The organism is Leptospira weilii (assembly GCF_006874765.1).
GTDB classification, from domain to species: domain Bacteria; phylum Spirochaetota; class Leptospiria; order Leptospirales; family Leptospiraceae; genus Leptospira; species Leptospira weilii.
Map to the genome: position 1 here is coordinate 542,949 of NZ_CP040840.1, position 26,487 is coordinate 569,435.

Consider the following 26,487-nt stretch of genomic DNA (forward strand, 5'->3'; position numbering starts at 1 on the left):
TGATTGTCCAATTAAGTATAAGAATATGGATTCCTCTTTTTTTAACCAAGTAGACCTATGTCAGCTTATGCGTCCTCGTAAAGTTTGTGTATGCAATCAAGTATCTGAGGAAGAAATTCTAGTGTCGATTCGAAACGGAAACAATACCTTAGAAAAACTCATGGACGATACCGGCGCTTCTACCGGTTGCGGAACCTGTATAAATTCGATCCGTAAAATTTTGGCTCGAGAACTAAACGTTCCGAGGATATGACTTCACTTCCTAACGTATCAATCAATATGGCGATGACCCTTGACGGGAAAGTTTCTCGTCCGGATAAAAGGTGGTACGGACTTTCCTCCAAAAACGATAAGAAGAGAATGGATGAGATTCGTTCCAAGGCGGACGCTTTGATTCTTGGGAAAAATTCTATTCTCAACGACGATCCAGTCATTCATCTTCGTTACGTTCAAAACGTTAAAGATCCGCGACCCGTGATTCTTCTCAGATCCGGAACTCTTCCGAAAGATAAAAAAGTATTCCGTTTTTCTAAACAACCTCCGTTGATTTTTTGTCTGAATGAGAATTATTCTTCTGTTCTAAATAACCTTTGTTCTGTTGCAGAAATTATTTCTCTTCCCGGAGACGATTTGAGTCCTCTGGAGATTCTTAAGGTTCTATCTGAGATGGGTTATCGAGAGATTCTTTTGGAAGGCGGTCCTTCTCTTAACGATTCCTTTTTTCGATTGGAACTTATCTCGAGAATTTATCTCACAATCGTTCCCTTTCTAATCGGGCAAAAGGATCTTCCTTCGATTACTGGGGGACCTAAGGAGTATTTGAATTTTGATCTAAAAAAATGGGATCTGATTTCTTCTGAAGTATTGGAAAATGAAGTTTTTCTAATATATCAAAAATCTTCGAAGTCCTAAAATCGAACTCTGAATTTATGAAAAAAAAGGGATTATTTTACGCTTCTTTTTTGAGAATTCTCCCGATTTTTTTTGTATCTGTTTTAATTTATGAACAGTTCTTTCCGGAAAGAAAAATTTTGGTGCAACAGGATCGATTGGTCTACTTGCCGGATCAAAAAGAATCGGTTCCGCTCGAATTGGAATGGATTCGGTTTTCGGAGATTCCCGAAGAATGGATTTTATATACCGTTCAAGTAGAGGATAAAAGATTTTATTCCCACAAAGGATATTCCATTTCGGATATTCATTCTGCGTTTATTTCTTCCGTCTTATTTTTTCGAAAAATGAGAGGTGCGAGTACGATCACTCAACAATTGGCCAGAACGCTTTTTTTATCTAGAGAAAAATCTTTATCTAGAAAATGGAAAGAGATTCAAATCGCTTCCGCGTTGGAAGATGAACTCGGAAAGAACATAGTTTTGGAATATTACCTCAATTGCGTTTATTGGGGTAGAGGAATGAACGGTTTGAATCGGGCGTCTCGATATTATTTTAAAAAAAAGCCGATCGATTTGGACACGAATCAATTTAAAGCATTGATTCAAATTTTAAAAAAACCTGATGCTTACACTCGAGAAGAAGTGATTTCACTTTCGAAAATACTGTAATTATCCGGTGACAAAGCTCAAGTAACGCCCCACTGAATGGGTTCTTGTATCGAGGAAGTTCGATTTGAGTGCGGAAATAAGGGAGCCATCTGATTTTTCCGGAGCGGGTCTTGTTTGAAAGACGTTTATTAATCCTTGCAAAATAAGAATCATACGTTACGCTATCATTTATTCTTTGAATGGGAAATGTGGAATAACGTTATGAAACCGAATGGGAAATTTTTTTACGATCGATTTCTTTGGCTTGTCATATTGTTTATATCCACTCCGGTTTTTGCGTTTCCGATTAATCTCACAGAGGATTGGAAACTCGTTTCGGGAAGAAATCTAGACGCTTCGGTCGAAGATATTTCCTGGAAAGAATTAAAATCCCTTCCGGTTCCAAAAGAGGCGGTTCAATCGCTCTCTTTGGCGAAAGATACAATTTATACTTTAACTTTATTGAAAACTTTTGAAATTTCCGCACAGGAAGTTCAAGAGCTTACTTTAGACGGACTTTCGGTTCATTTTCCTTTATTGTCCAATGTCTACGAGGTTTTCTTTAACGGAGAAAAAATCGGCGAAGGAGGTTTCATTTTAAATGGAAAGATCGTTAGGAATGGATTTAAGAGGCACATAATTCTTCCGATTCCAGAAAATAAAGTGAAGATCGGTAGCAATGAAATCAGAGTAATTTTGTCGTGGAATCCGGGTGAGGAATTGGATGTATATGCGAGTTTTGATTCCGCGCCTCTTGTGGTGGATTTGCAATCTCGGAACCTATCGATTTTGTCCGAACGCCCTAGACTGATATTGTCGTTTTTATATCTATTCGTCGGATTTTACCACTTCTTGTTTTATTTTAAACGTCCCAAGCAAAGCTACGATCTGTTCTTCGGATTGTTTTCGATGTTCTTTTCGGTTTATATTTACCTTAGAAGTAACGCCGTCTACGAGCTCGATTTAGATCCGCTTTTGCAGATGAAGTTGGAATATATGGTCATTTTCAACATAACGGCTTTCTTTCTTTTGTTTCTGGATACGTTTTTTGAATCGAAGGTGAGTTTTGTCTCCCGGTTCTATCAATTTTTCGCGCTTATACTTACGTCTTTAATCCCTTTTTCAAGTAGGGCTGTTTGTTTACTTCTTTTACAGATTTGGCAACTTTCCGTTTTTGTATTTGCTTTGTATTCTCTCCTCATCATGATACGGGCTTTGATTCGAAAGAATCGGGATTCCATTCGTTTGATTGCGGGTTTTATCATTCTGCTGACTTCGGCGATCGCAGATCTCTTGGGTTCGATGCAGTTGATTCCTGGTTTAGAAAATTATGGACTTCTAAAGTATGGTTTTTTTGCGTTCGAACTCGGAATCGTGTTCATTTTGGCGAATCGGTTTTTGAGAGTTCATAACCAGGTGGAGGAATTGAATTTAAACCTGGATCGAAAAGTGAAAGAAAGAACAAGCCGGTTGCAGGATACGTTAAATCAAATTCGGGAGCTTAAGGTTCATCAGGACGGGGATTATTTTTTAACCTCTCTTATCCTGGATCCTTTAAATCGATATAACGTTCAGAATGATTTCATCGTCGTGGAAGGTTTTAGTCGTCAAAAAAAAAGATTCGAATTTAAACAGTGGAAAAAAGAAATCGGCGGGGACATTGTTATCGCCGATGAGATCGTTTTAAAAGATAGAAAGTATCTCGTTTTTGTAAACGGTGATGCGATGGGAAAATCCATTCAAGGAGCTAGTGGAGCCTTAGTTTTAGGAGTCGTATTTCGTTCTTTCGTGTCTAGAACGAAGACCGTTTCTTCTTATTATTCCCAGCCTCCCGAGTTATGGCTCAATGAATGCTTTTTGGAGCTTCAGAATATTTTTGAGGCTTTTGACGGCTCGATGTTGGTTTCCGTCGTATTAGGTTTAGTGGATTTGAAGTCCGGAATCCTGTTTTTTCTAAATGCAGAACATCCTCCGACGGTTCTTTACAGAAACGGAGTTGCTTCCTTCATTGAGGATAAATTAGAACTCCGTAAAATAGGGATTATCGGTTTGGAAAGTAAGATGAAAGTAAAAACCTTTTTTCTTGAAAAAGGAGATTCTATTTTTGTCGGTTCGGACGGAAGGGACGATCTTTTATTGGGAGTCGGTCCGGAAGGGATTCCAGTGATCAACGAAGACGAACTTCAATTCTTAAAGAGGGTGGAAGAATCCAAAGGCGATCTTGACTTGCTGGTTCAGGGAATCCAAAATTACGGAGAACTAACGGACGATTTGAGTATCGTCAAATTATCCTATCTCAAAGAGCCCGTTCGTTTGGAGTCTATTTCCAATCATAACCTTTCTTTTAAATTTCCGGACGAAACGTATTTCAAATATCTTCGGCTCGAAAACTGGGAAGACACGATTTATCACCTCGAAAACCTAACAAGTAAGATTTCTAGCGAAACGATGCCTCCCGTTTTTAAAAAAGAACTGGCTAAGGTATATTATAAAGCCGGAAAGTATGAGGAAGCTTTATCTTTGTTTGAGGAGTTAATTTCGGAGTTTCCGGAAGATCTGGAAATTATATTTAACGCTTCTTTGATTTACAAAAAAATCGAACGTTTTCATCAGGCGATTGAGTTAGGTGAGAGAGTTTTATTAAGAGACCCGGAATTCTTGGATAACGTTGTGCATCTTGCAGAATCTTATCTTTTAGCCCATAAAAAGGAAGCGACTCTTAAGTTGTTGGAAAAGGCGGAACGATTGGACCCGAACAATTCTAATGCGAAGAGGATTAGAATTCAATTGGATTCTTCGATTCCGGATCATCGAAATGGATAGAGTTTACGACAAACTTTCCTATTTTTGAATACAAAGATTTCGTAAACTTATCTAAATGATACAAGTTCTTTTGGTTCTACCATTGCAATTGACAACTAGATTCTTATCTTGACTGTTTTAACTTTTGCTTTTTGTTCATTTTCTATTTTTCCACTCGAAAAAAGTCAATAGAGTTGTTGAAAAATTCAATGATAAAGTTTAACAAAATTGCTTCAATCGTCCATTTCAATGAAACGGAAGCGAATGGAGAATTAATTTTTCAACAACTCTAATGTATTTCAGCCAAAGACAAAACAACGACTTAAATAAAACTGCTCATATTTTTGTAGCTCAAGGAGGAATGAAAGTATCTCAGCTAATCGATAATTTACTTCTTCATTTAAGCGCGTGTGCCAAAACCATTCGATCTTATCGGGATCGCTGCAATTGTTCCTACGTTTTGGGACCGGCTCTGATATGGCGCCCCCAACCGGAGCAGTAAATATTTTTTCGCATTTTTTTATCATCCAATATTAACTCGTTAGAGAAAAGCATTCGCGACGATTGATCAGACTGATATTCGCGGGTTGGATACCGCAGGATAATCTATACATCGGGAGCTGTTCTTAGTCTAAAAACGAAGTTCAAATCTGAAATTCATCAAATTTGCTTCAACACTGAACCGACAAGTATTCCTCCTTTATCTTACATCTTCTCTAACGAGTTCATATTAGATGAATTTTCACTTCTCTTTAAAGTTACTCCTTTAAGCCGCTAGATTCATCGCTCCCCAAAGAAATCCGGATAGCTCTCTCGGAACTGCGGTTATCATTACCTGAGGACTTTTTCCTCTTAGCTGTAAGTTGCGAAATTTCTTGTGTAATCTTAGGGAAGCTTTTTCGGCTAAAGCAACGACTCTCACATTATTTATGAAGGGTGAGCTTTTTATTTTTTTCCAGATTAACTGCAATAGTTGTAGAATTAAATCTTAAATTCTGATTTGATGCGTATTCCCATGAGTTTTTCTTTTGCAGTTTTAGGTTCCGGAAGTATCGGAACATATATTGGTTGTAGGTTGTCGGCGGCGGGGAATGTAGTGACGCTTTACGGTAGGGAAAGAATCCGGAATGAGCTGAAAACTTTCGGCGCGAAAATCACCGATTATACGAATAAGGAGATTTTTCTCCCTCCCAGTTCGATTTCTTTTTCCACCTCCCTTTCGAGTGTCTCAGACGCAGACGTTTTTTTAGTTACCGTAAAGTCCAAGGATACCAAAGATCTTGTCGGGGAGCTCAAAGGAATTCTTGAAAAAAGGCAAAGCAAACATTCCATTTCGTATTCAATTCCGGTCATAGTCAGTTTTCAAAACGGAGTTCGAAACGCCGAAATTTTAAAGAAAGGGCTCGAGGGTATTCCCGCGGAAGTTTTAGCGGGAATGGTTCCCTTCAACGTTGTTTCCAAAGGGAAGGGTCATTTTCACAGAGGTACGAGCGGAAATCTCGTGATCGAGCATTCCAAATCTTCTCGTTCTTTAAAGAGGATTTTTAATCGGGCTGGACTTCCGACCGACACTCATAAAAATATAGATGGAATTCTTTGGGGCAAACTTATCTTTAATTTGAATAATTCCTTGAACGCACTTTCGGGACTCACCTTAAAAACCGAAATATCAAAACTGGGTTATCGAAAAATTCTTTCTAAACTGATGAAAGAATCCCTTGATATTCTAAGACTTGCTGAAATTAGGCCGATTCGTTCCGGAAGGATGATTCCAAGTCTGGCCCCGACCATTTTGAATCTCCCGGACTTTCTGTTTTTCAAAATCGCTTCGAGCATGGTAAAAATCGATCCGGAGGCGCGATCTTCTATGTGGGAAGATCTGGTTCGAAAAAGATCGACTGAAATCGATTCTTTGAACGGGGAAGTGGTTAAACTCGCGGACGTGATGGGACATCCTGCTCCTTTAAATCGGGAAATTGTGGGATTGATTAAAGAAGCGGAATTGAATCCTGAAATTTTAAATCTGAGCTTGGAAGATTTAGCCGAAAAACTGAAGATCAAATTGAATTAACTTTTTAGAATATTCCAAATCGATACGTGTTTGTTTGTTTCTTTTCGGACGTATTTATCTTCCCATTCTTTCAGACTGATTCCCTCTTTTTTTGCTTGTTTTTTACGAAACCCGTTGAGAAGAATTTTCGTAAGCGGATAACCGACGATCGCAGACGGAACTCCAATTAAAAAACTGCCCAAAAACATAGGCACCCCCATGTCGTTTATCAAAAACGCACTCCAATATTTCAAACCTTCGTATAATCCCAAGGAGCCGGAATGATTAATGACTTCCGAAATTCTCGCAAAGTTCATAGCGGGCATATTCCAACCTAATACGTTGTATGCGGCGACCCCTGCGACGTAAAAGATGTAATAGAAAAAAGGAAAAGTAACCGGGTTTGTGATCCAGATCATGGCGATCGAGATCGGCATATAAAAACGGATTCCGATCAATCTCAAAAGCGTCCAGGTAATTAATCCGAGATACATCTGAATTCCTACCAAAGGCGTAAGCGACCAGAAAAGCCCGATGGACGTGCCTAGACATACTTCTTGGACGGGAGCGTGCGATTTTTGAAGCGGAATTATGACTTGTTGACGAATGAATCTATATACTGCTTTTATCATATTTAAAATCAAAGACCAGATTTAATTCTTTCCCCCATATAAATTTGTAATGCATCCAAGTATTCCTTATGAAGAGGGAAAATCTCGATTGCTTTTTTGATTTCCGCTTCCGCTTTCACAGGATCTTTTTTCTTTTCAAAATAGAATTTGGATAATAGGAAATGAGATTCGGATTGAAACGCTTTGGCGCGAAACGATTTGGAAACTCCTTTTTCCAAATAAGAAATTGCCTCTTCCCAGTTTCCTTCCATGATCAGGCACAAACTAAAACCGTAGTACGCATCTCCTTTATCGGAAAGGGAAATCGCGTTTTGAAATTCGTCTAAACTTTCTTTTCTCAAATTCTGTCTGAGGTAAAGGCTTCCGATATTCTCATGAATAAGCGCTTCAAAATCCGGTCCTTTTTTCTTTGCGAGTACGAGGGCTTCTTGGTAAGTGGTTGCCGCTTCTTTGTATTCTTTGTTAGATTCGTATATAAGACCCAGCCCTCTTTTGCAATCCAAGGATTTAGAATCGAGAGCAAGACATTTTTTGAAATCGTTCATAGCCGCGATTTGATTCTTTTGAAGATAACGAATCCAACCGCGAATGTAAAGTAACTCGGCGGTATTCCCCTTGAGCTTCAGGTTCTCTTCCGCTTTTTGAAGCGCTTCCACGAGATTTTCTTTTTCAGTAAGATCCCGGATTTCCAAGATGGGGATCGATTCTTTTTTATTGCAATTTACGATCGAAAAGAATAATTCAATCGTAACAAAGAAGGTATTCAAAAGAATTTTTAAGCGGAGATTGAATCTGTTCATATTTTATCTCGAATCCTATCTTTTTAATTATACAACTGTTCAAAGTTTTGCGGAGTCCGATGATCCTCCCCACTCAGAAAGAATCCAAGATCGTTTTGATAAACGCAATCCGAAAAAAGAATTCATACGGGTTCTTCAGGAATTCAATAACAGATTCCACAGGTTTTTTCCTGTTTTGATTCGTTCTTTGACTTTCTCGAAAATTCCATTTTTGGGATCGTAGATCGATAACATCCGGCGATTTGGTGATTAAGATTTGTATAACGTTACTCATCTCCACATAATAGAGTGTCCAAAATTCTGCGTCTAAAAGCGAAAAGCGGGATTTGCCCTCAAATGAACGGTATTCTATTTTATAGGGATGAGTAGTATTTTTGAATACGACCCCTAGATATTCTAATTTCTCATCCTTTGTTTTTATTGAGACTATCCTTTCCCAAAAAACGGAACAAGAATAAGTTATAGTGATTGTCATTGAGGCTTGTAATGGCCGTCGTATTTTTATCAGAAGTTTGAAACTGAGATATTTACAGAGCGTCCCAAACCCGTCGAGCGCCGATGAAGCGAGACGCCCGAGTTTTCTCGCGATCCTTAGAACGCTTTCCGAGTTCTTATAGTCTCACTCGAAAAATCGAATCATATCAATGCAGGCTACTTTCGAAGTCTCTTCTAAGAACCGATCTCTGTTTTTCCGCTGTGATTCAAAGATGTAAAAGCCGATTCATTCTTTTCAAAGAAGGGTAAATTTCTTTGGATTTTGTTTAGTGTGAAAATAATTCCAATATTTTGACAATAATTGGTTTGTTTTCACATAATATTTTTTAAAAAAACAAAAATGACTTAAACTCTTTGTATTTTTTTTAACTTTAATCTTACGTCAGTTGTTATATGCAATTGACGCCCCTGATTTGAATTTCAATTTTAATTCAGAGCGGATTTAAATTCGAAATGCAATTTTCAAAAATATTTTTTTTCTTAGTTGGTCCGTTTGCGCTTATTATTCTTGTCATGATTGCTTCTCCTTGGCGGACGGGAGACGGATTCAAAGCCTATCAAGGTAAAATCGATCTTAGAGGAATACAAAACCACGATTCCGGGATGGCAAAGCTCAACGGAGAATGGGAATTTAATTGGCTTCAAGAGCCGGATGAAAATCATTCCAAAGGATTTATTGAAGTGCCCGGCTCTTGGACTAACGAATTCAAAAATTATCGGGCTTATCCGAAATTCGGTTATGCGACCTACGGACTTAAGGTTTTTCTTCCGGAAGTTTGGAAAAAGAAAATTCTTTCCATATCCTTAGGAGCGATTGCTTCCGCGTATCGAGTTAAAATCAACGGTCAGATTATCGGGGAATGCGGAGTACCCGGTATCGACGCCGATTCTACGATTTCAAGAGTCGAGCCGAAAGAATTTTTATTTTTTGCGGATCAGAACGAAATACAAATCGAAATTTTCACATCGAACTACAGCTCCACGATGCCCGGAGTCTTACTTCCGATTTCCATAGGGCCTTCCGATTCCGCGGGAGTTTCGAAAGCGATCACTCTATTTTTCGATATATTCTCTTTCAGCAGTCTCCTAATCATGGGAATTTATCATATATTCCAATATCTTTATTTAAGAAGCAGTGTGTCCCCGCTTTATTTCGGAATGTACAGTCTTGTGATCTGCCTCAGATCTTCTTTAATAAATTCTAAAATTTTAATGTTATTTTTTCCTCAAATTCCTTGGCCTTGGGTGAATAAGCTCAATCATCTGACTTTGTCGATGAGTGTCCCATTTTTTCTTTTGTTTTTCAGTTCGTTATTTCCTCCGTATGTGAATCGAAAGCTTATCAATGCGGGGGTGGTTTTTTCGATTTTATTCTCTGTTGTAACCTTGTTCGGTAACATGCAATTCAATAATCAGAATATTTCAATCTATCATTATTTTATTCTTATTACGATTTGTTATTTGTTCTACGCGATTCTGAAAATCGATTTTGATAAGGAAAGGAATTACACGTATATTCTCTACGGCTCCGGAATTCTTTTTATCGCGGTTCTTGTGGATCTTTTTTACGTGAGAGTTTTAAAAACGGGAAGTATTCAAACCTCACATTATGCTCTCGTTCTTTTCGTATTTTTACAATCGCTTCTTCTCGCTTCCGAAAGATCGAGAAAGTTCGCCGAAACGAGAGAATTGGCTCTCAATCTCAGGACTTCGAATCTGGAGCTTTTCGAGATGAAGGAGCAGTTGGTTCAAAAAATCGAGGATCGAACTCGTGTTTTAAACGATAATATTGTTCAGATCAATCGGGAGTTAGAAATCGCCCAGAACGTCCAGAGGAAGATTTTGACTCCCTTGGACCGGGATATTTCCGGAATACGGTTTTATTACGAATATATGCCGCTTGAAAAAGTGGGAGGCGACTTTTTGGACATATCCGAAATTCTTCCAGGAAAAGTAAGAGTGTTGATCGCCGATGCGGTCGGTCATGGAGTGCAGGCTTCCTTGATGACAATGGCTTTGAAAACGGAGTATGAAGAATTGAAAAATCTGGAGAACCCGGCTCAGATTCTTAAAGAATTGAATTCCAGATTCTTAAAGAAATTCGATTCGTTGGAAAGTATATTTCCTTGTATGATCGGAGACATAGATACAAAAAAAGAGGAGTTTACCTACGCATCCGCCGGACACCCTGACCAAATTCTTCAATCACCCGGGGAGTTTCCTTCCTTACTTCAAAAAACCGGCCCGATCCTCGGTTTGTTTGAATCTCTCGAAATCGTTTCTAAAACCGTTCTATTTCCGACGGGTTCGAGGCTTTTATTGTTTTCGGACGGGCTTATCGAAAATCGTATGAAAGATTCCTTAAATACAAAACAACACAATATGGAACTGATCACAAAAGCTCTTCACGAAAGAAGAGAAAGCAAACTAAACGATTTGATCCGAGAACTCATTAAAATAGAAGAGTTAACAAGAGGAGAAAATCCACGTTACGATGATATCACCGTCATAGCCGTCGAGTCTTATTCGGTTAAAAGAAGTTAGGTTTTCTGAAGTAGTCGTCCGGGTTCTTCCATCACCTTACCCACAAATTAAGAGGGCTTTTGGTATAATAAGGATAAAAAACTGATATTTTTCAAGTGTTCCGACAAGAATGATACTTTTTACTTGCAAGAAGTATGATTTTTTGATAGAGAAAAATTTCCCGAGTCTTTCCGCCTCCACCCCCACCCAAAAATAAGGGTGGGAACTAAGTTTCACAGAAGGTTTGTCGTAATTCCGACAGATTTATCTTCGGATCCAAGTATTTGTGGGTAAGGTTATGGGGTTCTTCGTCCCTCGTATCATTCCCAAATAAAAAGCCATTTGATTGCTTCGTATCCGAGATAAAATACCCAGCTAGAGGTCCGAGTCTTTTCGTTGCTTCGGATTATAAAACCTTTGTAATTTTTGATCAGTAGTTTGATCTTGTTTCTAGATTCGTCCAGATCGGCGACGTTTAACGTGACGTAGGCGGCGGTATAGGATATTTTTCGTTCACTGATCACGTTCGAATTGTTTTGGTCTTCGACCGTATTTGCGCGGTCATTTGCCGAACATTAAATCAAAAATAAAACGATTAAAAGAATAAGGCGACTAGGATAAAACATGAGGTAACCGATGTATCTTTAAAAAAAATATCAATTTCTTTTTTGGCATTGGGAAAAAAGAGAGCAAGGAAAGCTTCTCGAAACCGGATTCGAATTTTTTTTATTTCCCGGTTTCGAGAAGTTTAGGTTCGTTTAATAAGCAATAACTACCATCTCACCGGAGCATTTTATTTCTCCGGAATCATCGGCAGCCTCGACTGCGACGGTAATTAGTTTTTCACCGTTTTCCTCTTTCTTACGTTTTACTTTTCCGGTGCAGGTAAGTTTCTGACCTGGCTTGGTCATGTTCTTGAATGTAACTCCGAATTCTTTGATTTGTTTTTGATCCGCCCAAGAAGTACAAAGTCTTCCGAGCTGAGCCATCACATACATACCATGTGCGATGGTCCCATCCAGCCCCGTTTTACGAGCGAAGTCTGGATCATTATGAATCGGATTAAAATCTCCGGATGCGCCTGCGTAACGAACTAAATTTGCATGAGTGATTACGTCCGTTTTTAAGGGAGTCAGTTCCTGTCCGACCTCGATTTTATCAAAATCAATTTTACTCATTGTCATGCCTCCGGTTTTCTGATAAAGATGGACATTTCTTGTTCTACGATCGTTTCGCCTTTTGCGTTTTTGACCGTGGTTTTAAACGTCATCGTATCCATTTTACCGACTGTAACGTTGATGCATTCTCCTTGAGAAGATACTCTTCCCGGATAGATCGGTTTCAGATATGTGTATTTTTCTTTTAAGTGGAGAATTCTAGAAGTGTCTACGCCCATATTTTCCATGTCCTGCCAAATTTTAGGATAACCCCAAAATTGAATTACGGTCGGATACGTCGGAGGAGCGGGAGTGTCTTCATAACCGGCTTTTTTGGCTGCTTCTACATCGAAGTGGATCGGATTTGTTTCCCCAATCGCCTGACAGAACTCGCGAATCTTTCCTCTTTCTACGTCAAATTCGTAGCGATCCAATTTAGTCCCGATCAGGTCTTTGGATATTCCTTTTGCTGACATATAAAATTCCTGAATTTTATTTTTAAAAAAGGCTTTTGACCGAATTCAATTTTATCAAAGGGGAAGTCCCGGTCGATGATTTTTTTATAGAAAAACAGAACAAACGTTCTGTCTGTCAGTTCGCGTGAGATTCAAACCATTTCTTCAAATCGGTTAAAACCTTGGTTCTATCTTCTATACGTTCGTTCATCGTTTCGTGATAAAGTCCTTCGTAGATTTTAAGAGTTTTATCCGAAGAGCCTACAACTTCAAAGAAGACCTCGCTTCCGGCGGAATCGGCGATTTGGTCTTCTTTTCCGTGAAAGATATAAATCGGAATTTTGATTTTCCCTGCGTTGGTAAGAATCGGTTCTTCGCTGTTTAGAAGCATGTTTCCGAGATAAGTCGAAGCCATTCCATGAACCAAAGGATCTTTCACATAAGCGTCGACTACCCTCTTATCATGACTTAAGTGATTTACGTTCAAACCGGTCGGAAGAGTAAGATTCGGAAAAATGTCGGCCATCAAAGGCGCGATCCCTTTTTTGAGTTTCATCATGAGGTCTAATTTTACTTTTATAGGAAGGGCGGAAACAATCAGCGCGTTCAAGTTACTTTGATTTGTTCCTTCTTCTGCATAGAAAGTGGAAATAGCGGCCCCCATCGAATGACCGAGAAGAGTAACTTTGGAAACTTTTTCTTTTTCCTTTGCGATTTCAATGAGCTTATCCAGGTCGGAAAGATAATCCGAAAAAGAATCCACTACGCCTCGTTTCCCTTCGGAGCGTCCGTGCCCGCGAGAGTCGATAAGATAAAACACCGTTCCGGTTCCTGCGAAAGCTTCCACTAAGAATTCATAGCGTCCGCTGTGCTCTCCTATCCCGTGCTGTACCACGAGCACCCGGTTTCCTTTTCTACCTTCCTTGGGTTGGTAGGTTCGATAGAAAATCTTGGTTTCTTCGCTTCCCGCGAAGGTATCGTCTTCTAAATTGTAAGAATTAATCCATGACATAGCGAAACGTGTTATAAGCACGAACGGTCCTTTGAAAAGAGAAAAAAATTTCATTTGGAAAAAATTCATTCCAGTAAGAAGGTTCTTTTCTGTTGTCTCACAAAGCGAAACGATTTTCCTGGACTCATGTCTTCCTACGGAACATTCTTCCATTGCGGAATGTTTTTGATTTTTACGCTTTCGATTCCTGTTTTTGAAGGATGTAATCAAATTCCAAGTTCGAACAAAAACGTAGTGAAAGGGGATTTGACCCGTCTGCTGAAAGGCGGTGATTTTATCTGTAAGGGCGATACGAATCGCGAAATCGAAAAATTCCGTTATCATTGGAAAAAAAATCCGGGAAGATATTCTAATCTGAATCCTCAAGACCGCTGGAAGAACGTTCAGATGACTTTCTATACAAACGAGTCTCTTTATATCAACGAATCACAAGATTCACTGTTCATTCCGTCTGGAGGGGAATGTGTTCTGAAATTGGAGAATTTGTCTTCGGATGTTTGTGGAAATCTTTTTCAATTTTATGCCGGGTTGCTTTCGAACGGAGCAAACGGATTTTTCGCCCAAGGAAATTTACGTTTTTTTTTGGACGACTCCAAAATCTTCGAGCGAAACTTAAAGTCGCAGAAAGAAAATTGGGCTTATTATTCCGTTCTTTTGAAATATCAGAATGATAACAATTTAGGAAAGAGTGAAAAGTCGAATCCGAAAAGTTGGCAACTTTTCGAAAGAAAAGATGTACAGGAAAAAAAGAACTGTAAACCGAATTCCTTTCTTAAAATCCGATGGGATTCGGATTTCGGTTCAGGATTATTTTTAGGTTCACCTGTTATATTAGAAAAACAGAATGCTCAAAAAAAGAACGTCATTTTGATCGTGATCGATGCGCTTAGGCAGGATTCTTTGTCTTCGGGCGGTTCTCCGTTTCCTACGACTCCGATTTTGGATTCACTATCGAAGGAATCGATCGTCTTCAAAAAAACGATCGCGAACGGAAATTGGACCAAACCATCCATGATTTCCTTTTTTACGTCGGAAATTGCATCCAATCTCGGACTTGGAAATGCTTGGTTTTACACTTCCGGTCAACAAAGAAAGCTTTTCTATTCCAAAAAACCCCTAACATTACCGAATGCGTTTCGGGCGGAAGGGTATTTCACGGAAAGCATAATGAATAACGTTTTTCTAATGGACTATACCTCAGTAGGAGTTGATTTGGGGTTTCATAAAATTCAACAGGTCGGCAAGGACACTTTGGATACGGAAGAATTAGTTTCCAGAGCGAAAACATTCTTTCGAGAACACAAAGAAGATCTGTTCTTTTTACATCTAAACTTGAATACTCCGCATTGGGGTTACAGACCTCCCGCACAATATTTGCAAGAATTAAAAGATCGGTCCGATTCTTCGCTTTGGAAAGAACTGGACGAATACCAACAAAAATATTTGGGAGAGGTTCGTTACACGGACGCTCTTTTAGGAAAAATTTTCGAGGAACTAAAAAGACAGGGGCTTTTCGAAGATTCTTGGATTGTAGTTACGAGCGATCATGGAGAATTGCTTGAAAAGTCGCATTATTACCACCATCATTTTATCGCCGAAACAGTTTACGCTCACGGAGAAACGCACTACGAAAAGGAAATTCGAGTCCCTTGGATCATTCGTCCACCGAAGTCGTTTCTGAGTCGAATTCAAAAAAAAGAATTCGAAGATCAGGTTTCACTTCTTTCCTTAATGCCGACGTTGCTCGGGCTCAATCAGATTTCTTATCCGGAAGGAAAATTAAAAGGAAACGATTATTCTGGAGCGATCTTCGGTGAAAAAGGACCGGAGTCCGAGCCGATAATTTATACCGAGGGGAGATTTTCCGAATCCATTCTAACAAAGGACTTTAAATACATACGAAGATATCCGGGTTATGATTTTGTCCGTAGGACGAGAGAAGGAATTCCGCACAAAATGTCAGAAGAACTCTACGATCTCAAAAAAGATCCGAAAGAATTGCAAAATGTCTCTGCTGTTGATTTTCAATTGTTAAGCGAAGCGAGATCTATATTAAAAGAAAATCAACTTAATAAAAATGCCTTCTTTTTAAGACTTCCGAAATGTGAAAAAATTTGCGAAAGAGAAATTCGGCTTTTTGCCAAGGGAGGAATTTATCGTTACGATTTTACAGGGAGTTTGAATGTCTTACAGGAGGATTCGAAAAGTATTACTTTAAAGATTTTGAATGAATCAGGCAATTCCGATCAAATACTTGCGGTAAAGACAGTAGATCCTTCCCCAAATTTCAAACTTCAGATCCTGAAAAATGGAAGACCAGAGTATTATCGCGTCGGTAAATGGGGTATTCGCTCCGATGTCGCGACGGAAATTCTTTTGACCGAACCAGATTATGTTTCTCTTGGAAAAAATCCGTATCGATATGCTTCTTCTGAAACTCCGTTTTTATACTATCACACGGGTTTTTCCGGCGGAAAAGAAACCGAAGAAGAGATCGCTATGGGGCAAGAGGTGCGTAAGATTTTGGAAAGCTGGGGTTATATTCATCAGTGATCGGATGGGAAAAAGATGGCCGGGTATTCGAATAAATCCTTAGGAGATAAACTCGGGCTCAAGTCCGGTATGAAGGTGTTTTTCGAAGATCTGCCAGAGGACGTTCGAAAAGAACTTAAGAATCATCTTACAGATGTGGAAATTTCAAAAACTCTAAAAGATTCATTAGATTATTTGCATGTATTTGTAAAAGAATCGGAAAAACTCCGGAAACGATTTCCGAAACTGGTTGAGCATTTGAGTGAAAAGGGGATGATTTGGATTTCCTGGCCCAAGGGTTCTTCGAAGGTCCCGACCGATATTAATGAAAATATCGTTCGTAATATCGGATTGGAATTGGGAATCGTGGACGTAAAAGTATGCGCCGTTTCGGATATTTGGTCTGGATTGAAGTTTTATAGAAGAAAAAAGTAATGTTCTAATTATTGAAACTGTAATCTGTTTGAGAGAATAATATTAAAGCTGTTGAAAAATTCCATGATTCAGATTAGCAAAACCACTTCAAACATTCATTTCAATAAGCAAAAACGGATAGAATTGATTTTTCAATAACTTTAACGTGAGTTCGGCGTAAGAAAGTTTGGGCGAATTGCTCGCGACCGCGCTTTAACTAAAGTGTTTCACTCAGCGAATGCCTCTCTATGGATCGGCATAACTCAGCGGCTGCCTCTCTATGGATCGGCATAACTCAGCGGCTGCCTCTCTATGGATCGGCATAACTCAGCGGCTGCCTCTCTATGGATCGGCATAACTCAGCGGCTGCCTCTCTATGGATCGGCATAACTCAGCGGCTGCCTCTCTATGGATCGGCATAACTCAGCGGCTGCCTCTCTATGGATCGGCATAACTCAGCGGCTGCCTCTCTATGGATCGGCATAACTCAGCGGCTGCCTCTCTATGGATCGGCATAACTCAGCGGCTGCCTCTCTATGGATCGGCATAACTCAGCGGCTGCCTCTCTATGGATCGGCATAACTCAGCGGCTGCCTCTCTATGGATCGGCAGCCAGGTCACAACATAGAATCGCTTTCGCATTTTGTTATACCGAACTCACGTTAATTCTAATATTGATTTTTTCAGGTTTCACTCACTTTATAACCAACCCACAAATACTTGGATCCAAGTAGTAAATCTGTCGGAATTACGACAAATCCTCCGTGAAACTTAGAACCGGTCTCAAAACTACCTATTAAAAAAGTTAAAAACAATGATTGAGCTTGCAAGATAAAGAGAAGCCAGATAGTTTTCTGCTTTTCTTTCCCAGCGAATCAAAATAGCTCTGAATCGATTATGCCAACTATTTGTTCTTTCAACGACCCAACGTCTAGGTTTTCCTTTGTATTTACCAATGAGAGGTTTTTCACCTTTTTTCCGAATATGAGGTCGAATGTTTCTTCTTTCGATTAATGCTTCTATATCTTTGAAGTCATAACCTTTATCTAAACAAAGGTGTTTTGGTTTTTTTCTTTTTCTTCCGGAAAAAACCAAGATGGAATTCAATGTATCTTTTACATTGCGTTTATCATGAACGTTCGCTCCGCTCAACGTAATTGCCAATGGAATTCCGTTTCCATCCGTAAGAATATGCCGTTTAACTCCCAATTTGGCACGGTCTGTAGGATTTTTCCCGGTTAAACTCCCCCTTTGGGAGCCTTGACCATTGCGGAATCCATCGAAGCCCAATCCCAAGCTATCTTATTCTTCACATCATAATATTTTAAAATAGATTTATAAATCTTTTTGAATACTCCCGCTCGTTCCCATTCTTGAAATCTTCTGTGACAAGTTTGACCCGATCCAAAGTCATTCGGAATTGCACGCCACTGACAGCCTGTTTTCATTCGATAGATGATACCTGCCATTACGACTCTTGTTGGAACGCGATTGCGACCACCTTTCGGCTTTGACTTCTCTTTTGGGATCAAAGGGGCTATTTGTTTCCAAAGTCCCTCGGGAATCTCTGAATAATATTTGTCCATTTCACAATTATAGTATTACACTCTCAAAGTACAAGGAGTTTTGAGACCGGTTCTTAGTTCCCACCCTTATTTTTGGGTGGGATGACGAGCTCTGCTGAAGAGCGAGGCGCTGAGTTTGGAGGTGGAAAGGTTCGGGAGATTTTTCTCTATCAGAAAATCATACTTTTGCAAGTAAAAAGCCTCATTCTTGTCGGAACACTTGAAAAATATCAGTTTTTGATCCTTATTATCCCAAAAACCTTCTTAATTTGTGGGGTTGTCTATGACTCACTTCGTTCGCTGAACCTAGAACCCGTATCAAAACTTCAAAATATAGGAACTACTACAATTTTAAACGACAGGAAAAACCGTCAATACGACGCACCGTGGGAACTCCCACGTTTTTTAGAAACTTGCCGGATCGTTTAGAGATGTCTTTTAAGGTTTTAAGACGGCCTCTTAGCACGGACTCTCTGATGTGAAAGGCACACAACGTTGTCGTTTCCGAGCGTTTTTACTTTATCTTATCGATTACTTCGGCGAGAGATGAGTCGTTCTCGAGGAACTTGGAACAAGCCCGGCCCAGCGTTTTTTTCGGATATTCAATTTGGGAAAATTAAAGCGGGAACGCCCGAAATGATTTGTGAGAGTTCAAAATCATTTTTGAGCGTAGTTTATCGATCGTATAGCTTACTCTTTGAGTTTTCAATTTTTATGATCTGTTTATGTGTAATTTGCTTCATGAGTCAGCGAAGGCCTTCTTTTTTCTTTGTTAGCTTTCATCGCCTCCAGAAGATTTTTGATCATCGCGGGTTGTTTTTTAAAAAGTTCCGCGAGTTCTTTCGGTGCGGCTTTTGCCGCTTCTAAGGCTTCTTTGTTCAAAGTTCTTTTTGTTTCGACCATTGCCGACGCGGGAATTCGGTTAAGGACGTTGATTTTACTCAGCGATTTTTTTCTCAGTTCTTCCAAAGAAATTCCTACTTCGCTTAACAATCCGTTTTGAACCGCATCCGTCGGTTTGTAAAGTGCGCCTTCCATTGCGGCTTCGGATACGGAGGAAGGTACCATAACCTGTCTCATCCTAAGGACCAACGTTCTTGTGATGGGCAAGCCGACCAGAGGTTCTGCGAATCCGATTCTTCCTTTTCCATCCACCATATATCTGTAATCACATGTGTACACGATAATCGCCCCACCTCCGACGGCGTTTCCGCCGACTTCCGCGATTAAAGGTTTTGGAAAGCTAATGAGCGATCCGAACATTTCAAAAATCCCAGCCATTATCTTCGCAATTTCGTCGGTAGAAGAGTTGAGAATTGCGTCCGGATCGAGCCCGAGACAAAAATCTCCGTCGGGCCCAGAAATGATTCCTGCTCGGATATCCTGATCTACGGCGAATTCTCCTAGAATGTTACCCATCTCGTGTATTAACGGAAGTGTTAGTGTCATCGGTCCCTCCGGCACTAACTTCATCACTCCGATTTTTGAATCCTTAGAAGTAATTATTTCTTTTGCAAGTTTCATACGATTTCTCTCGATTTCACCGGATTTGGAATCCGTTGGTTTTCTTGATTTCCAAAATGGATGTTTGATATTTTTAGATCAAATTTAATTCCTTCCACAAAAAGAAATAAATGGTTTGGGGTTTAAACTATTAATTCAAACGTCCAATGGAATTTCTACAATGAATTTAGTTCCGAGTCCTTCTTCGCTTTCTAAACTGATTTTTCCTTTGTGAAGTTCCACGATGACTTTGACGATGAACATTCCAAGCCCTGTAGTTTCTTCCCCTTTAAGTCCTTGTCTTCTGGCTTTTGTGAACTGATCGAAGATTGAAGACTGAAGGCCGTAAGGAATCCCGATTCCCGTGTCTTTCACTATTATCATCGCTTTTTTATTTTGAGCGTAAGAATGAATGAGGATTTCTCCGCCTTCTTTCGTGAACTTTAATGAATTGGAAATTAGGTTTTCCAAAACTCTTTGGAATTTCAACAGTTCGATCTTTACCGGGAGCGGATCGATTTCCTGTCTTGCGTAAAGTTTGATCTTTCTACTTTCGGCTTCAGAGCAATTTTGTTTTACGAGAGATTCAATAAGATAGTTTAGATTCGTTTTTTCCGTCTTAAGTTTGAAATTTTCATTTTCCATCTCCGCAATCTGTAACAGATCTTGTATGATGTTTAAAGATTTATTGGCTGCTCGAGATATCATGTTGAGAAGTCCCGTACTGTTTTGATTATCAGTTTGTTCTTTTAAAAGTTCGATTAGACCCAGAATTCCGTTAATCGGATTTTTAAGATCATGCACTACCGTCGTCAACAACCGGTTCTTACTTTTGATGAGATTTGCGGTTTTTTGTTCTAATACCTTTTTTTCGGTGATATCTCGAATGTAAAGCGTCGCTCCGAGGATCTCTCCCACATTTTTTGATCCTTCGTCGCATAAGAAATCGGAAAGAGATGCCTGATCTTTCGGATAGGATATTCGAGAGTTTCCAGTTGAACTGTAAATGGGGGAAGTTAGAATTTCATAATAAATTAAATTTCCCTCTTGATTCAAAATCTCCCACTCTTTTCGAACGGGAACTCCGTCGAAAGTGGAATCGTAGATATCCTTCCAAGTGGCGGAGGTATCGAGCCCGAATTGCTCTAAAGCGTTGTTTCCTACTTTCAGATCTATTTTATATGTATTGAATATGAATTCTCGGAAAAGACGATTTGTCGTTAGAATTCTGTAATTTTTGTCCACGGACCAAATTGCGTTTTGCGTGTTTTCCATCAGTGCTTTTTAGTTTCCCCCGTTGTTCGGATAACTCGATTTGCTTGCTGATGTCTTGAAAAATATGAGGATTCCGCCAGTCTTTTTATTCTTTGGTCGGATTCAAGTGGCTCCGCTGAATTGTTTAGAGCTTTCTATTTTTTACAAAAATCTTCCCCTAATTTCGAGCTATAAGATGTATCTCGAAAAAAATTCACAAATCAATATGGAAAAGTTATCTGATAGGGAAAGTCTCCCCTATGATAACTGAAATTTTAGGATTCAAATTTTAATTTTTTCTGAGAGATACTTTTTTCATTGGACGGAGAAGAATAAAACGATCTTCAGGAATTCGATTCTTAGATGTTTCGTAGGAAGTAACATATCTTTCCGAAGCTCGTCATACTTGATTCCAAATTACGACTTATTTCAAAATTGAATTTTTTTATTCCATTTTTTTAAAATGAACTGTGCGTAATTTGTCGAACGACTTGTATAGTAGTTCTTTTTTAAAGAAAGTTCAAAAGGGATTTGGCAATGTTGTTTATTTAGGAGAATAAACGTGACAGATTTTGTTTTTTCAAAATCAACTTTGGTTTTTCTTTCCGTTTTTGGCGCGATTTTACGTAATTCTTACGAACAAATTCTAATCATAAAAAATATCATTTTGTCGTAGATCGACCAAAGTTTTTGGAAAGAAATGTTGTTTGGATTCGATTTGTTCGTAAACGGTTGAAATCGACGGAAAATTCGCTTCAAGCGAATTTTCCATTCAAGAATTTTAATATTATTTTTTAGATCTTTTGGAAACTGATTTTTTAGGAAGTTCCGCTTTCGTTTCTTCCGGAGTGACGGCCCATTCTTTTTTGTAGAACTCTTGTCCGTTGGAGGAATGTTCGTGTTCAATTAACGAAGCGTTCATATCGTAGTCCGGTCGGAATTTACTTTCGATCCATTCTCTAAATCGATCGATGAATCCGAAAATCGCAGGTACGACCACGAGTGTTACGATGGTTGAAAGAATCAATCCTCCGATGATCGCAATCCCCATAGCGGTTCTGGATTTTGCCGCTTCCCCGAATCCGAGGGCGATCGGAACCGTTCCCATAATCATCGCAAGGGAAGTCATTAAAATCGGTCTGAGTCGAACGAGCCCCGCTTCGTAAATCGCGTCGTTTCGAGATTTTCCCCCTTCTCTCATTGCTTGCATCGCATAATCTACAAGAAGAATCGAGTTTTTTGCCACAAGTCCCATGAGGAGAATCAAACCGATCATCGAGAAGAGGTTGAGCATCTCGTTCGTCAATGCGAGTGCGAAGAACGCTCCGGAGATTGCAGGAGGAATTGCAAATAGAATCGTGATCGGAGTGATAAACGATTCGTAGAGAGAGGCAAGCACTAGATAGATAAATACGAGCGCTAGTCCGAACGCAAGTACGATATTTGCCAAAAGTTCTTTGAAGTCTTCCGATTGCCCTTGGAAATTATATCGAATCCCCGGAGGCGGGGGAAGTTCTTTCTTTAAAATTTCATCTGTGATCTTGGTCGCATCCTGAACCGCCCCTCCCGGCGCTAAGTTCGCATTGATGACGATCGTTCTCGCTCTGTCAATCCGGTTGATTCGAGAGGGACCTGCCGCTTCCTTTCCAACGCTGATTGCGGAAAGTGGAATGAGTTTATTGGCGATATTCGGCACTTTGGTTTGTCCGTAGGCCATTTTTAGGTTTCTTTGGTCGGGACGAAGCCTCATCTTCACTTCGTATTCGATTCCGTTGTCGTAAAATTTACTGACTTGATCTCCCGCAATCTGATAACGAAGTTCGGAACCTGCAACGCCGGGCAGTACCCCGACAAGCTGCATTTTCAAATTGTCCAAATGAATTTGATATTCCGGTTTTCCCGCTCTGTAGTCCGTATCGATATCCGCCAGATCGGAAAGAGATTTCAATCTCGCTACGACCTTTTTGGAATACGCATCCATCTCAGCCAGATTTTCCCCTTTGATTACAAGCTGATACGGATATTGAATTCCACCTCCGACCGCGCTATAATCGGATACTGCTGGCCTTGCGTATGCAAACGGTTTTAAAAGTTCACGAATATCGTCCTTGACCTGAGTTGTAGTGCGTTTTCGTTTTTTAGAATGTACTAATGCAACTGCGAGAGTTCCCGCGTTTGGCTCTCCTCCGTCCGGTTTGCCTATCGTAACCGCGATCATATCCATTTCGGGAATTTTCTTCAAAATTTCGAGAACTTGATCTGCGGCTTGTTTGGTTCCTTGAAGACTCGTTCCGGGAGGAAGATCCAACGTAACTAGAAATTCTCCCTGATCGTTTGCGGGTAAGAACGTACTCTTTACGAGCTTCAAAGATAAAATCGAAAGAATGAAAATTCCGAGAGAGGCCAAAAGTACCACTCCTGGCCTTTTCAGAGCCACTTTCATTACTTTTCCATACTGTCTTTCGAGCCAGGTTTGGAATTTATCGAAAAGTTCCACCGCCTTATTCGGTTTTGCGTGATGATCAATCTTGCCGGCAAAATAGGCGGAAAGCATCGGCGCTACTGCAAGTCCGTCGAAGAGAGAAATGAGCATTGCGAAAACTACGGTTAAGCCGAACTGTTTGAAAAATTGACCCACAATACCGGAAAGAAACCCTACGGGTAAGAACACGGCGATCACCGTTAAAGACGTTCCGATAACGGCTAACGTTACCTCCGTGGTTCCCGTTTCGGCCGCTTCCATGACCCCTTTTCCTTCCTCCAGTTTTCGGAAGATATTCTCTCGAACTACGATTGCGTCGTCTATGAGAAGTCCTACCGCCAAGGAAAGAGCTAAAAGAGTCATCACGTTGATGGTAAAACCCATCGCCCACATTAAAACGAATGCGCCGAGCATGGAGTTCGGAAGGGCAAGTCCCGTAATGATCGTAGAACGGAAGTTTCCTAAAAAGAAATAAACCGTAACGACAGCGAGAAGAATCCCGATGATGATCGCTTCGGTCACATCCTCGACGTTGTAACGAATCCATCTGGATCCGTCGCGAATCAAACGGATCCTTGGTTTTCCGTCTAAGTTTTGAATTCCTTCGTTGAGTTTAACGATTCGTTTTAAAACTTCGTCCGCAACCGCGACCGTATTGGCTCCCGATTGTTTGTAAACGTCGATGAACAAAGCAGGTTTTGTTTCTTTAGCAACGGCGGTATTTTCTTTTTTACCTTTGAAGAAATTTCCGATCTTGGTGAAGAACGAAACTTTTTCCTCGACGGCTCCTTCCTTCGAAGCCCAAAGATAACCGATCGTTTCTTCGTCTTCCGTTCCGTCTCGAACGATTCCCAATTGTTTGATGAGAACTGCATTTCCAACTTCACCGCTGAAGGAAACGATTGTATTTTCAATTTGAGATAAGGATTCGTATCTTCCCAGAGTTCTATAGGAAGTTTCTTTAACACCTGCTTCAAATTTTCCGACCGGAACGTTTAAGCCTGCGGTTTTCAGACGGTTTGCAATTACAACCGCGGGCATTTGATAAGAAGTCAGTTTGTTTCTATCTAATTCGATTTGGATTTCTCTTCGAGTTCCGCCGACGATCTTAACTGAACCGACGCCCGCAACTTGTTCCAATTTGGATTTTACCGTTTCTTTAGCGATGTCGTATAGTTTTGCCTGATCTAATTCCGCAAAAAGCGCGAGTCGAACGATCGGTTGATCCGCCGGATCGAAGCGGACTACCTTCGGTTCTTTGATTCCGGTCGGAAGTTTCGGTTTTACGAGCCCAACTTTATCTCTGAATTGTTGTTCCGCGTATTTGATGTCCGTTGCAAGCGTAAACTCGCCGAATACGACGGAAACGCCTTCCTGATTTCTGGAAGAAATTTTTTTCAAACCGGCAATGGAGGAGAGTTCTTCCTCTAAAGGTTTAGAAACGAGTTCTTCTATTTCTTCGGGACCCGCTCCCGGGTAAATTGTGGTAACGGAAACAATCGGAATGTTTACGTCCGGAAAGAGATCCACTCCCATTCTTCCCAGAGCCACCCAACCAGTGAGAAGCATCAGAAGAACGATACTACAAATAAAAATAGGTCGTTTGATCGAAAGCTGGGCGATATTCATGGACTACCTCAGTATAACTTACCAATGAACGTCGAGCTTCTTAAAAAAGAAATCAATATCAAATTTCCGTGAGGAAATTTTAAGCGTCTCTTAAAAATAATTTATCATATTTTTGAAACAAGCACTTCGGGAAGAGAAGGGATTTTCGGAACGCATTTTAAAATGTTTTGTTGAATCTGCGAATTTAGTAAGTGGGTTAAGTTTAGTTTGAAGACGAGCTTATTGGAAGACAAACTTGAAAAGAATTCGATTTTTTTGAAATCGGTATTTGTGATGGAAAATTCCGGATATAAAAAACTAAATTTTACTCTTTGGAATTTAATCCCATTGTTCTTCTATGATTCCCGGGTAATAGTTCAATAAATTCTACGGATCGCCTGAGAGATTCTTTGGATATTATCTTTTGTCAGGTTGGGATAAATTGGAATGCAGTGACCTCTTTGAAAGAGTTTTTCCCCATTTGGGAAATCCGAATTTGGAAGTTCCAAAATATGATGAATCGGTTCTTCTGCCACTTTTTGGGTTCCAATCTGTAGGGAACGAAAGTATCTTTCAACCTGTTCGTAACTTCCCGGCGCAAGAATGATAAAACGGTTAAACGTATCCAAATTCGGATCGCCATACCAAGTTTTTACCGAACTTCCCGAAATAGACTGAAGATAAACTTGTGCGATCTTTCTTTTTCTTTCTAAGATGATTCCGATTTTGGAAAGCTGTTCGATTCCGAGAGCGGCTTGGTAGTCGATGAGATTATAATCTAATTTAGGTTGTCCTTCTTTTCTTTGATAAGGCTCTTTACCGGCCTTCATTGTGCGGATTTTTTTAGCCAAAGATTCTTGGTCGGTAATAATCATCGCACCGTTTCCGGTTGTAATCATCTGATCTACGGAAAGTCCGCAAACAGCGATATTGCCCTGTTTTCCCGGAGTGAATGTTGCGCTTTGAGCGCCTAAAACTTCGGAAATATCTTCTATGACCGGAATTTCCTGAAAATCGTAACGTTTTGCGTCTACAATGGACCCGAAAGAATGATCCAAAACAACCGCTTTCACGGAAGAGTCTTGGAGCGCTTTTGTAAGTCCTTCCGGACTCAAATGAAAAGAATTTTTATCCAAATCGATTACGACTGGAATTGCTTTTAAGAGAAAAATCGCATCTAGTGCGGAAACGGGCGCAAAGGTGGAGAGGGCCACTTTGTCACCTGCTTGGATATCAAGTGCGAGAAGGACAAGATGATAGGCAGAGGCGAGGTTGTTGCTGGAAATGACTTGTTTATAACGAAAGGTGGAAGCGAACGCTTTTTCGAAACGTATCGTCACGTTTCCGGTTGTGAGATGGTCTTCAACTAGGCATTCAAGAACTGTCTTCAAATCCTCTCTGGATAGAGTAGGTTTGTGAAATTCGATTTCTGTCTTTTTCTTAAGATTTTTTTCCGAAATTTCAGTTTCGATGCTACTCATATCCAACTTGGGCTCTTATAATTTTATTATGTCGCATTTTATATTTGGATTCGATTTCGTAAAGACCTTTTTCAATGCCTTGTAAAGTGCAGTGTTTTGGGAGGATCAAAAAAGTACAAGAAAAATCCTATTTTGATTTGGAACAGATCTTTGGCTTTCGAATTCCGATATCAAAAACGGA

Annotated in this window: 18 protein-coding genes and 1 pseudogene; 8 read left to right on the forward strand and 11 right to left on the reverse strand. The window is 39.9% G+C overall.

Annotated features, from left to right (window positions below; genetic code table 11):
- The first annotated feature begins 25 nt into the window (after nucleotides 1-25).
- The 5 genes from FHG67_RS02705 (at nucleotide 26) to FHG67_RS02730 (ending at nucleotide 6,414) form a co-directional block, all read left to right on the forward strand.
- Nucleotides 26-253 carry a (2Fe-2S)-binding protein gene (locus tag FHG67_RS02705; RefSeq protein ID WP_026054206.1) on the forward strand — a complete coding sequence of 76 codons (228 nt, stop codon included), beginning with the start codon at nucleotides 26-28 and terminating at the stop codon, nucleotides 251-253.
- The gene (locus tag FHG67_RS02710; protein ID WP_002619600.1) at nucleotides 250-912 is read left to right on the forward strand and encodes a RibD family protein; all 663 of its coding nucleotides are present in this window, start codon (nucleotides 250-252) and stop codon (nucleotides 910-912) included. The genes FHG67_RS02705 and FHG67_RS02710 overlap by 4 nt, the downstream gene beginning before the upstream one ends.
- A gap of 17 nt (nucleotides 913-929) precedes the next feature.
- Complete coding sequence (locus tag FHG67_RS02715) at nucleotides 930-1,562, forward strand: biosynthetic peptidoglycan transglycosylase (RefSeq protein WP_004496536.1); 633 nt, start codon at nucleotides 930-932, stop codon at nucleotides 1,560-1,562.
- Between the two features lie 201 nt (nucleotides 1,563-1,763).
- Nucleotides 1,764-4,364, forward strand: coding sequence for a SpoIIE family protein phosphatase (locus tag FHG67_RS02720; RefSeq protein WP_142499639.1), 2,601 nt, complete (start codon nucleotides 1,764-1,766; stop codon nucleotides 4,362-4,364).
- Between the two features lie 994 nt (nucleotides 4,365-5,358).
- Nucleotides 5,359-6,414: a 2-dehydropantoate 2-reductase gene (locus tag FHG67_RS02730; RefSeq protein ID WP_004500234.1), complete on the forward strand. Its 1,056-nt coding sequence runs from the start codon at nucleotides 5,359-5,361 to the stop codon at nucleotides 6,412-6,414.
- On the opposite strand, the gene FHG67_RS02735 is transcribed toward FHG67_RS02730, so the two are convergent.
- Nucleotides 6,411-7,025, reverse strand: coding sequence for a DUF2062 domain-containing protein (locus tag FHG67_RS02735; protein WP_036075812.1), 615 nt, complete (start codon nucleotides 7,023-7,025; stop codon nucleotides 6,411-6,413). The two genes, FHG67_RS02730 and FHG67_RS02735, sit on opposite strands and share 4 nt — an antisense overlap.
- 8 nt (nucleotides 7,026-7,033) lie before the next feature.
- Entirely contained in the window at nucleotides 7,034-7,825 is a 792-nt protein-coding gene (locus FHG67_RS02740) for a tetratricopeptide repeat protein (protein ID WP_142499640.1), read from the reverse strand.
- A gap of 948 nt (nucleotides 7,826-8,773) precedes the next feature.
- Between FHG67_RS02740 and FHG67_RS02750 the strand changes: the two genes are divergently transcribed.
- Nucleotides 8,774-10,864, forward strand: coding sequence for a SpoIIE family protein phosphatase (locus FHG67_RS02750; protein ID WP_004496476.1), 2,091 nt, complete (start codon nucleotides 8,774-8,776; stop codon nucleotides 10,862-10,864).
- Nucleotides 10,865-11,232: 368 nt separating this feature from the next.
- On the opposite strand, the pseudogene FHG67_RS22140 reads toward FHG67_RS02750, so the two are convergent.
- The 4 genes and pseudogenes from FHG67_RS22140 to FHG67_RS02770 all read right to left on the reverse strand — a co-directional run.
- Nucleotides 11,233-11,469 (reverse strand): annotated as a pseudogene (locus FHG67_RS22140) (DUF4349 domain-containing protein); the annotation flags it as partial.
- A gap of 132 nt (nucleotides 11,470-11,601) precedes the next feature.
- Nucleotides 11,602-12,021, reverse strand: coding sequence for a MaoC family dehydratase (locus FHG67_RS02760; protein ID WP_002619614.1), 420 nt, complete (start codon nucleotides 12,019-12,021; stop codon nucleotides 11,602-11,604).
- A gap of 2 nt (nucleotides 12,022-12,023) precedes the next feature.
- Complete coding sequence (locus tag FHG67_RS02765; protein ID WP_002619617.1) at nucleotides 12,024-12,476, reverse strand: FAS1-like dehydratase domain-containing protein; 453 nt, start codon at nucleotides 12,474-12,476, stop codon at nucleotides 12,024-12,026.
- Nucleotides 12,477-12,591: 115 nt separating this feature from the next.
- Nucleotides 12,592-13,536: an alpha/beta hydrolase gene (locus tag FHG67_RS02770; protein ID WP_085988617.1), complete on the reverse strand. Its 945-nt coding sequence runs from the start codon at nucleotides 13,534-13,536 to the stop codon at nucleotides 12,592-12,594.
- A gap of 90 nt (nucleotides 13,537-13,626) precedes the next feature.
- Between FHG67_RS02770 and FHG67_RS02775 the strand changes: the two genes are divergently transcribed.
- Both FHG67_RS02775 and FHG67_RS02780 read left to right on the forward strand, forming a co-directional pair.
- Nucleotides 13,627-16,020, forward strand: coding sequence for a sulfatase family protein (locus tag FHG67_RS02775; protein WP_172616519.1), 2,394 nt, complete (start codon nucleotides 13,627-13,629; stop codon nucleotides 16,018-16,020).
- 15 nt (nucleotides 16,021-16,035) lie between these two features.
- Complete coding sequence (locus tag FHG67_RS02780) at nucleotides 16,036-16,434, forward strand: DUF3052 family protein (RefSeq protein ID WP_002619622.1); 399 nt, start codon at nucleotides 16,036-16,038, stop codon at nucleotides 16,432-16,434.
- Between the two features lie 768 nt (nucleotides 16,435-17,202).
- Here FHG67_RS02780 and FHG67_RS02785 read toward each other — a convergent pair.
- The 5 genes from FHG67_RS02785 to FHG67_RS02810 all read right to left on the reverse strand — a co-directional run bounded on the left by FHG67_RS02785 (nucleotide 17,203) and on the right by FHG67_RS02810 (nucleotide 26,306).
- Nucleotides 17,203-17,999, reverse strand: a protein-coding gene (locus FHG67_RS02785) for an IS5 family transposase (RefSeq protein ID WP_376767522.1) whose coding sequence is annotated in 2 segments (ribosomal slippage) — nucleotides 17,203-17,654 and nucleotides 17,654-17,999 — 798 coding nt in all. Because the reading frame shifts where the segments join, the coding sequence is not laid out codon by codon here.
- 702 nt (nucleotides 18,000-18,701) lie between these two features.
- Nucleotides 18,702-19,502: an enoyl-CoA hydratase/isomerase family protein gene (locus FHG67_RS02790; protein WP_004500202.1), complete on the reverse strand. Its 801-nt coding sequence runs from the start codon at nucleotides 19,500-19,502 to the stop codon at nucleotides 18,702-18,704.
- A 135-nt stretch (nucleotides 19,503-19,637) separates the two neighbouring features.
- Nucleotides 19,638-20,756, reverse strand: coding sequence for a PAS domain-containing sensor histidine kinase (locus FHG67_RS02795; protein WP_004500167.1), 1,119 nt, complete (start codon nucleotides 20,754-20,756; stop codon nucleotides 19,638-19,640).
- 766 nt (nucleotides 20,757-21,522) lie between these two features.
- Nucleotides 21,523-24,846: an efflux RND transporter permease subunit gene (locus FHG67_RS02805; protein WP_004500174.1), complete on the reverse strand. Its 3,324-nt coding sequence runs from the start codon at nucleotides 24,844-24,846 to the stop codon at nucleotides 21,523-21,525.
- 356 nt (nucleotides 24,847-25,202) lie between these two features.
- Entirely contained in the window at nucleotides 25,203-26,306 is a 1,104-nt protein-coding gene (locus FHG67_RS02810) for a DegT/DnrJ/EryC1/StrS family aminotransferase (RefSeq protein WP_004500179.1), read from the reverse strand.
- Nucleotides 26,307-26,487: the final 181 nt, after the last annotated feature.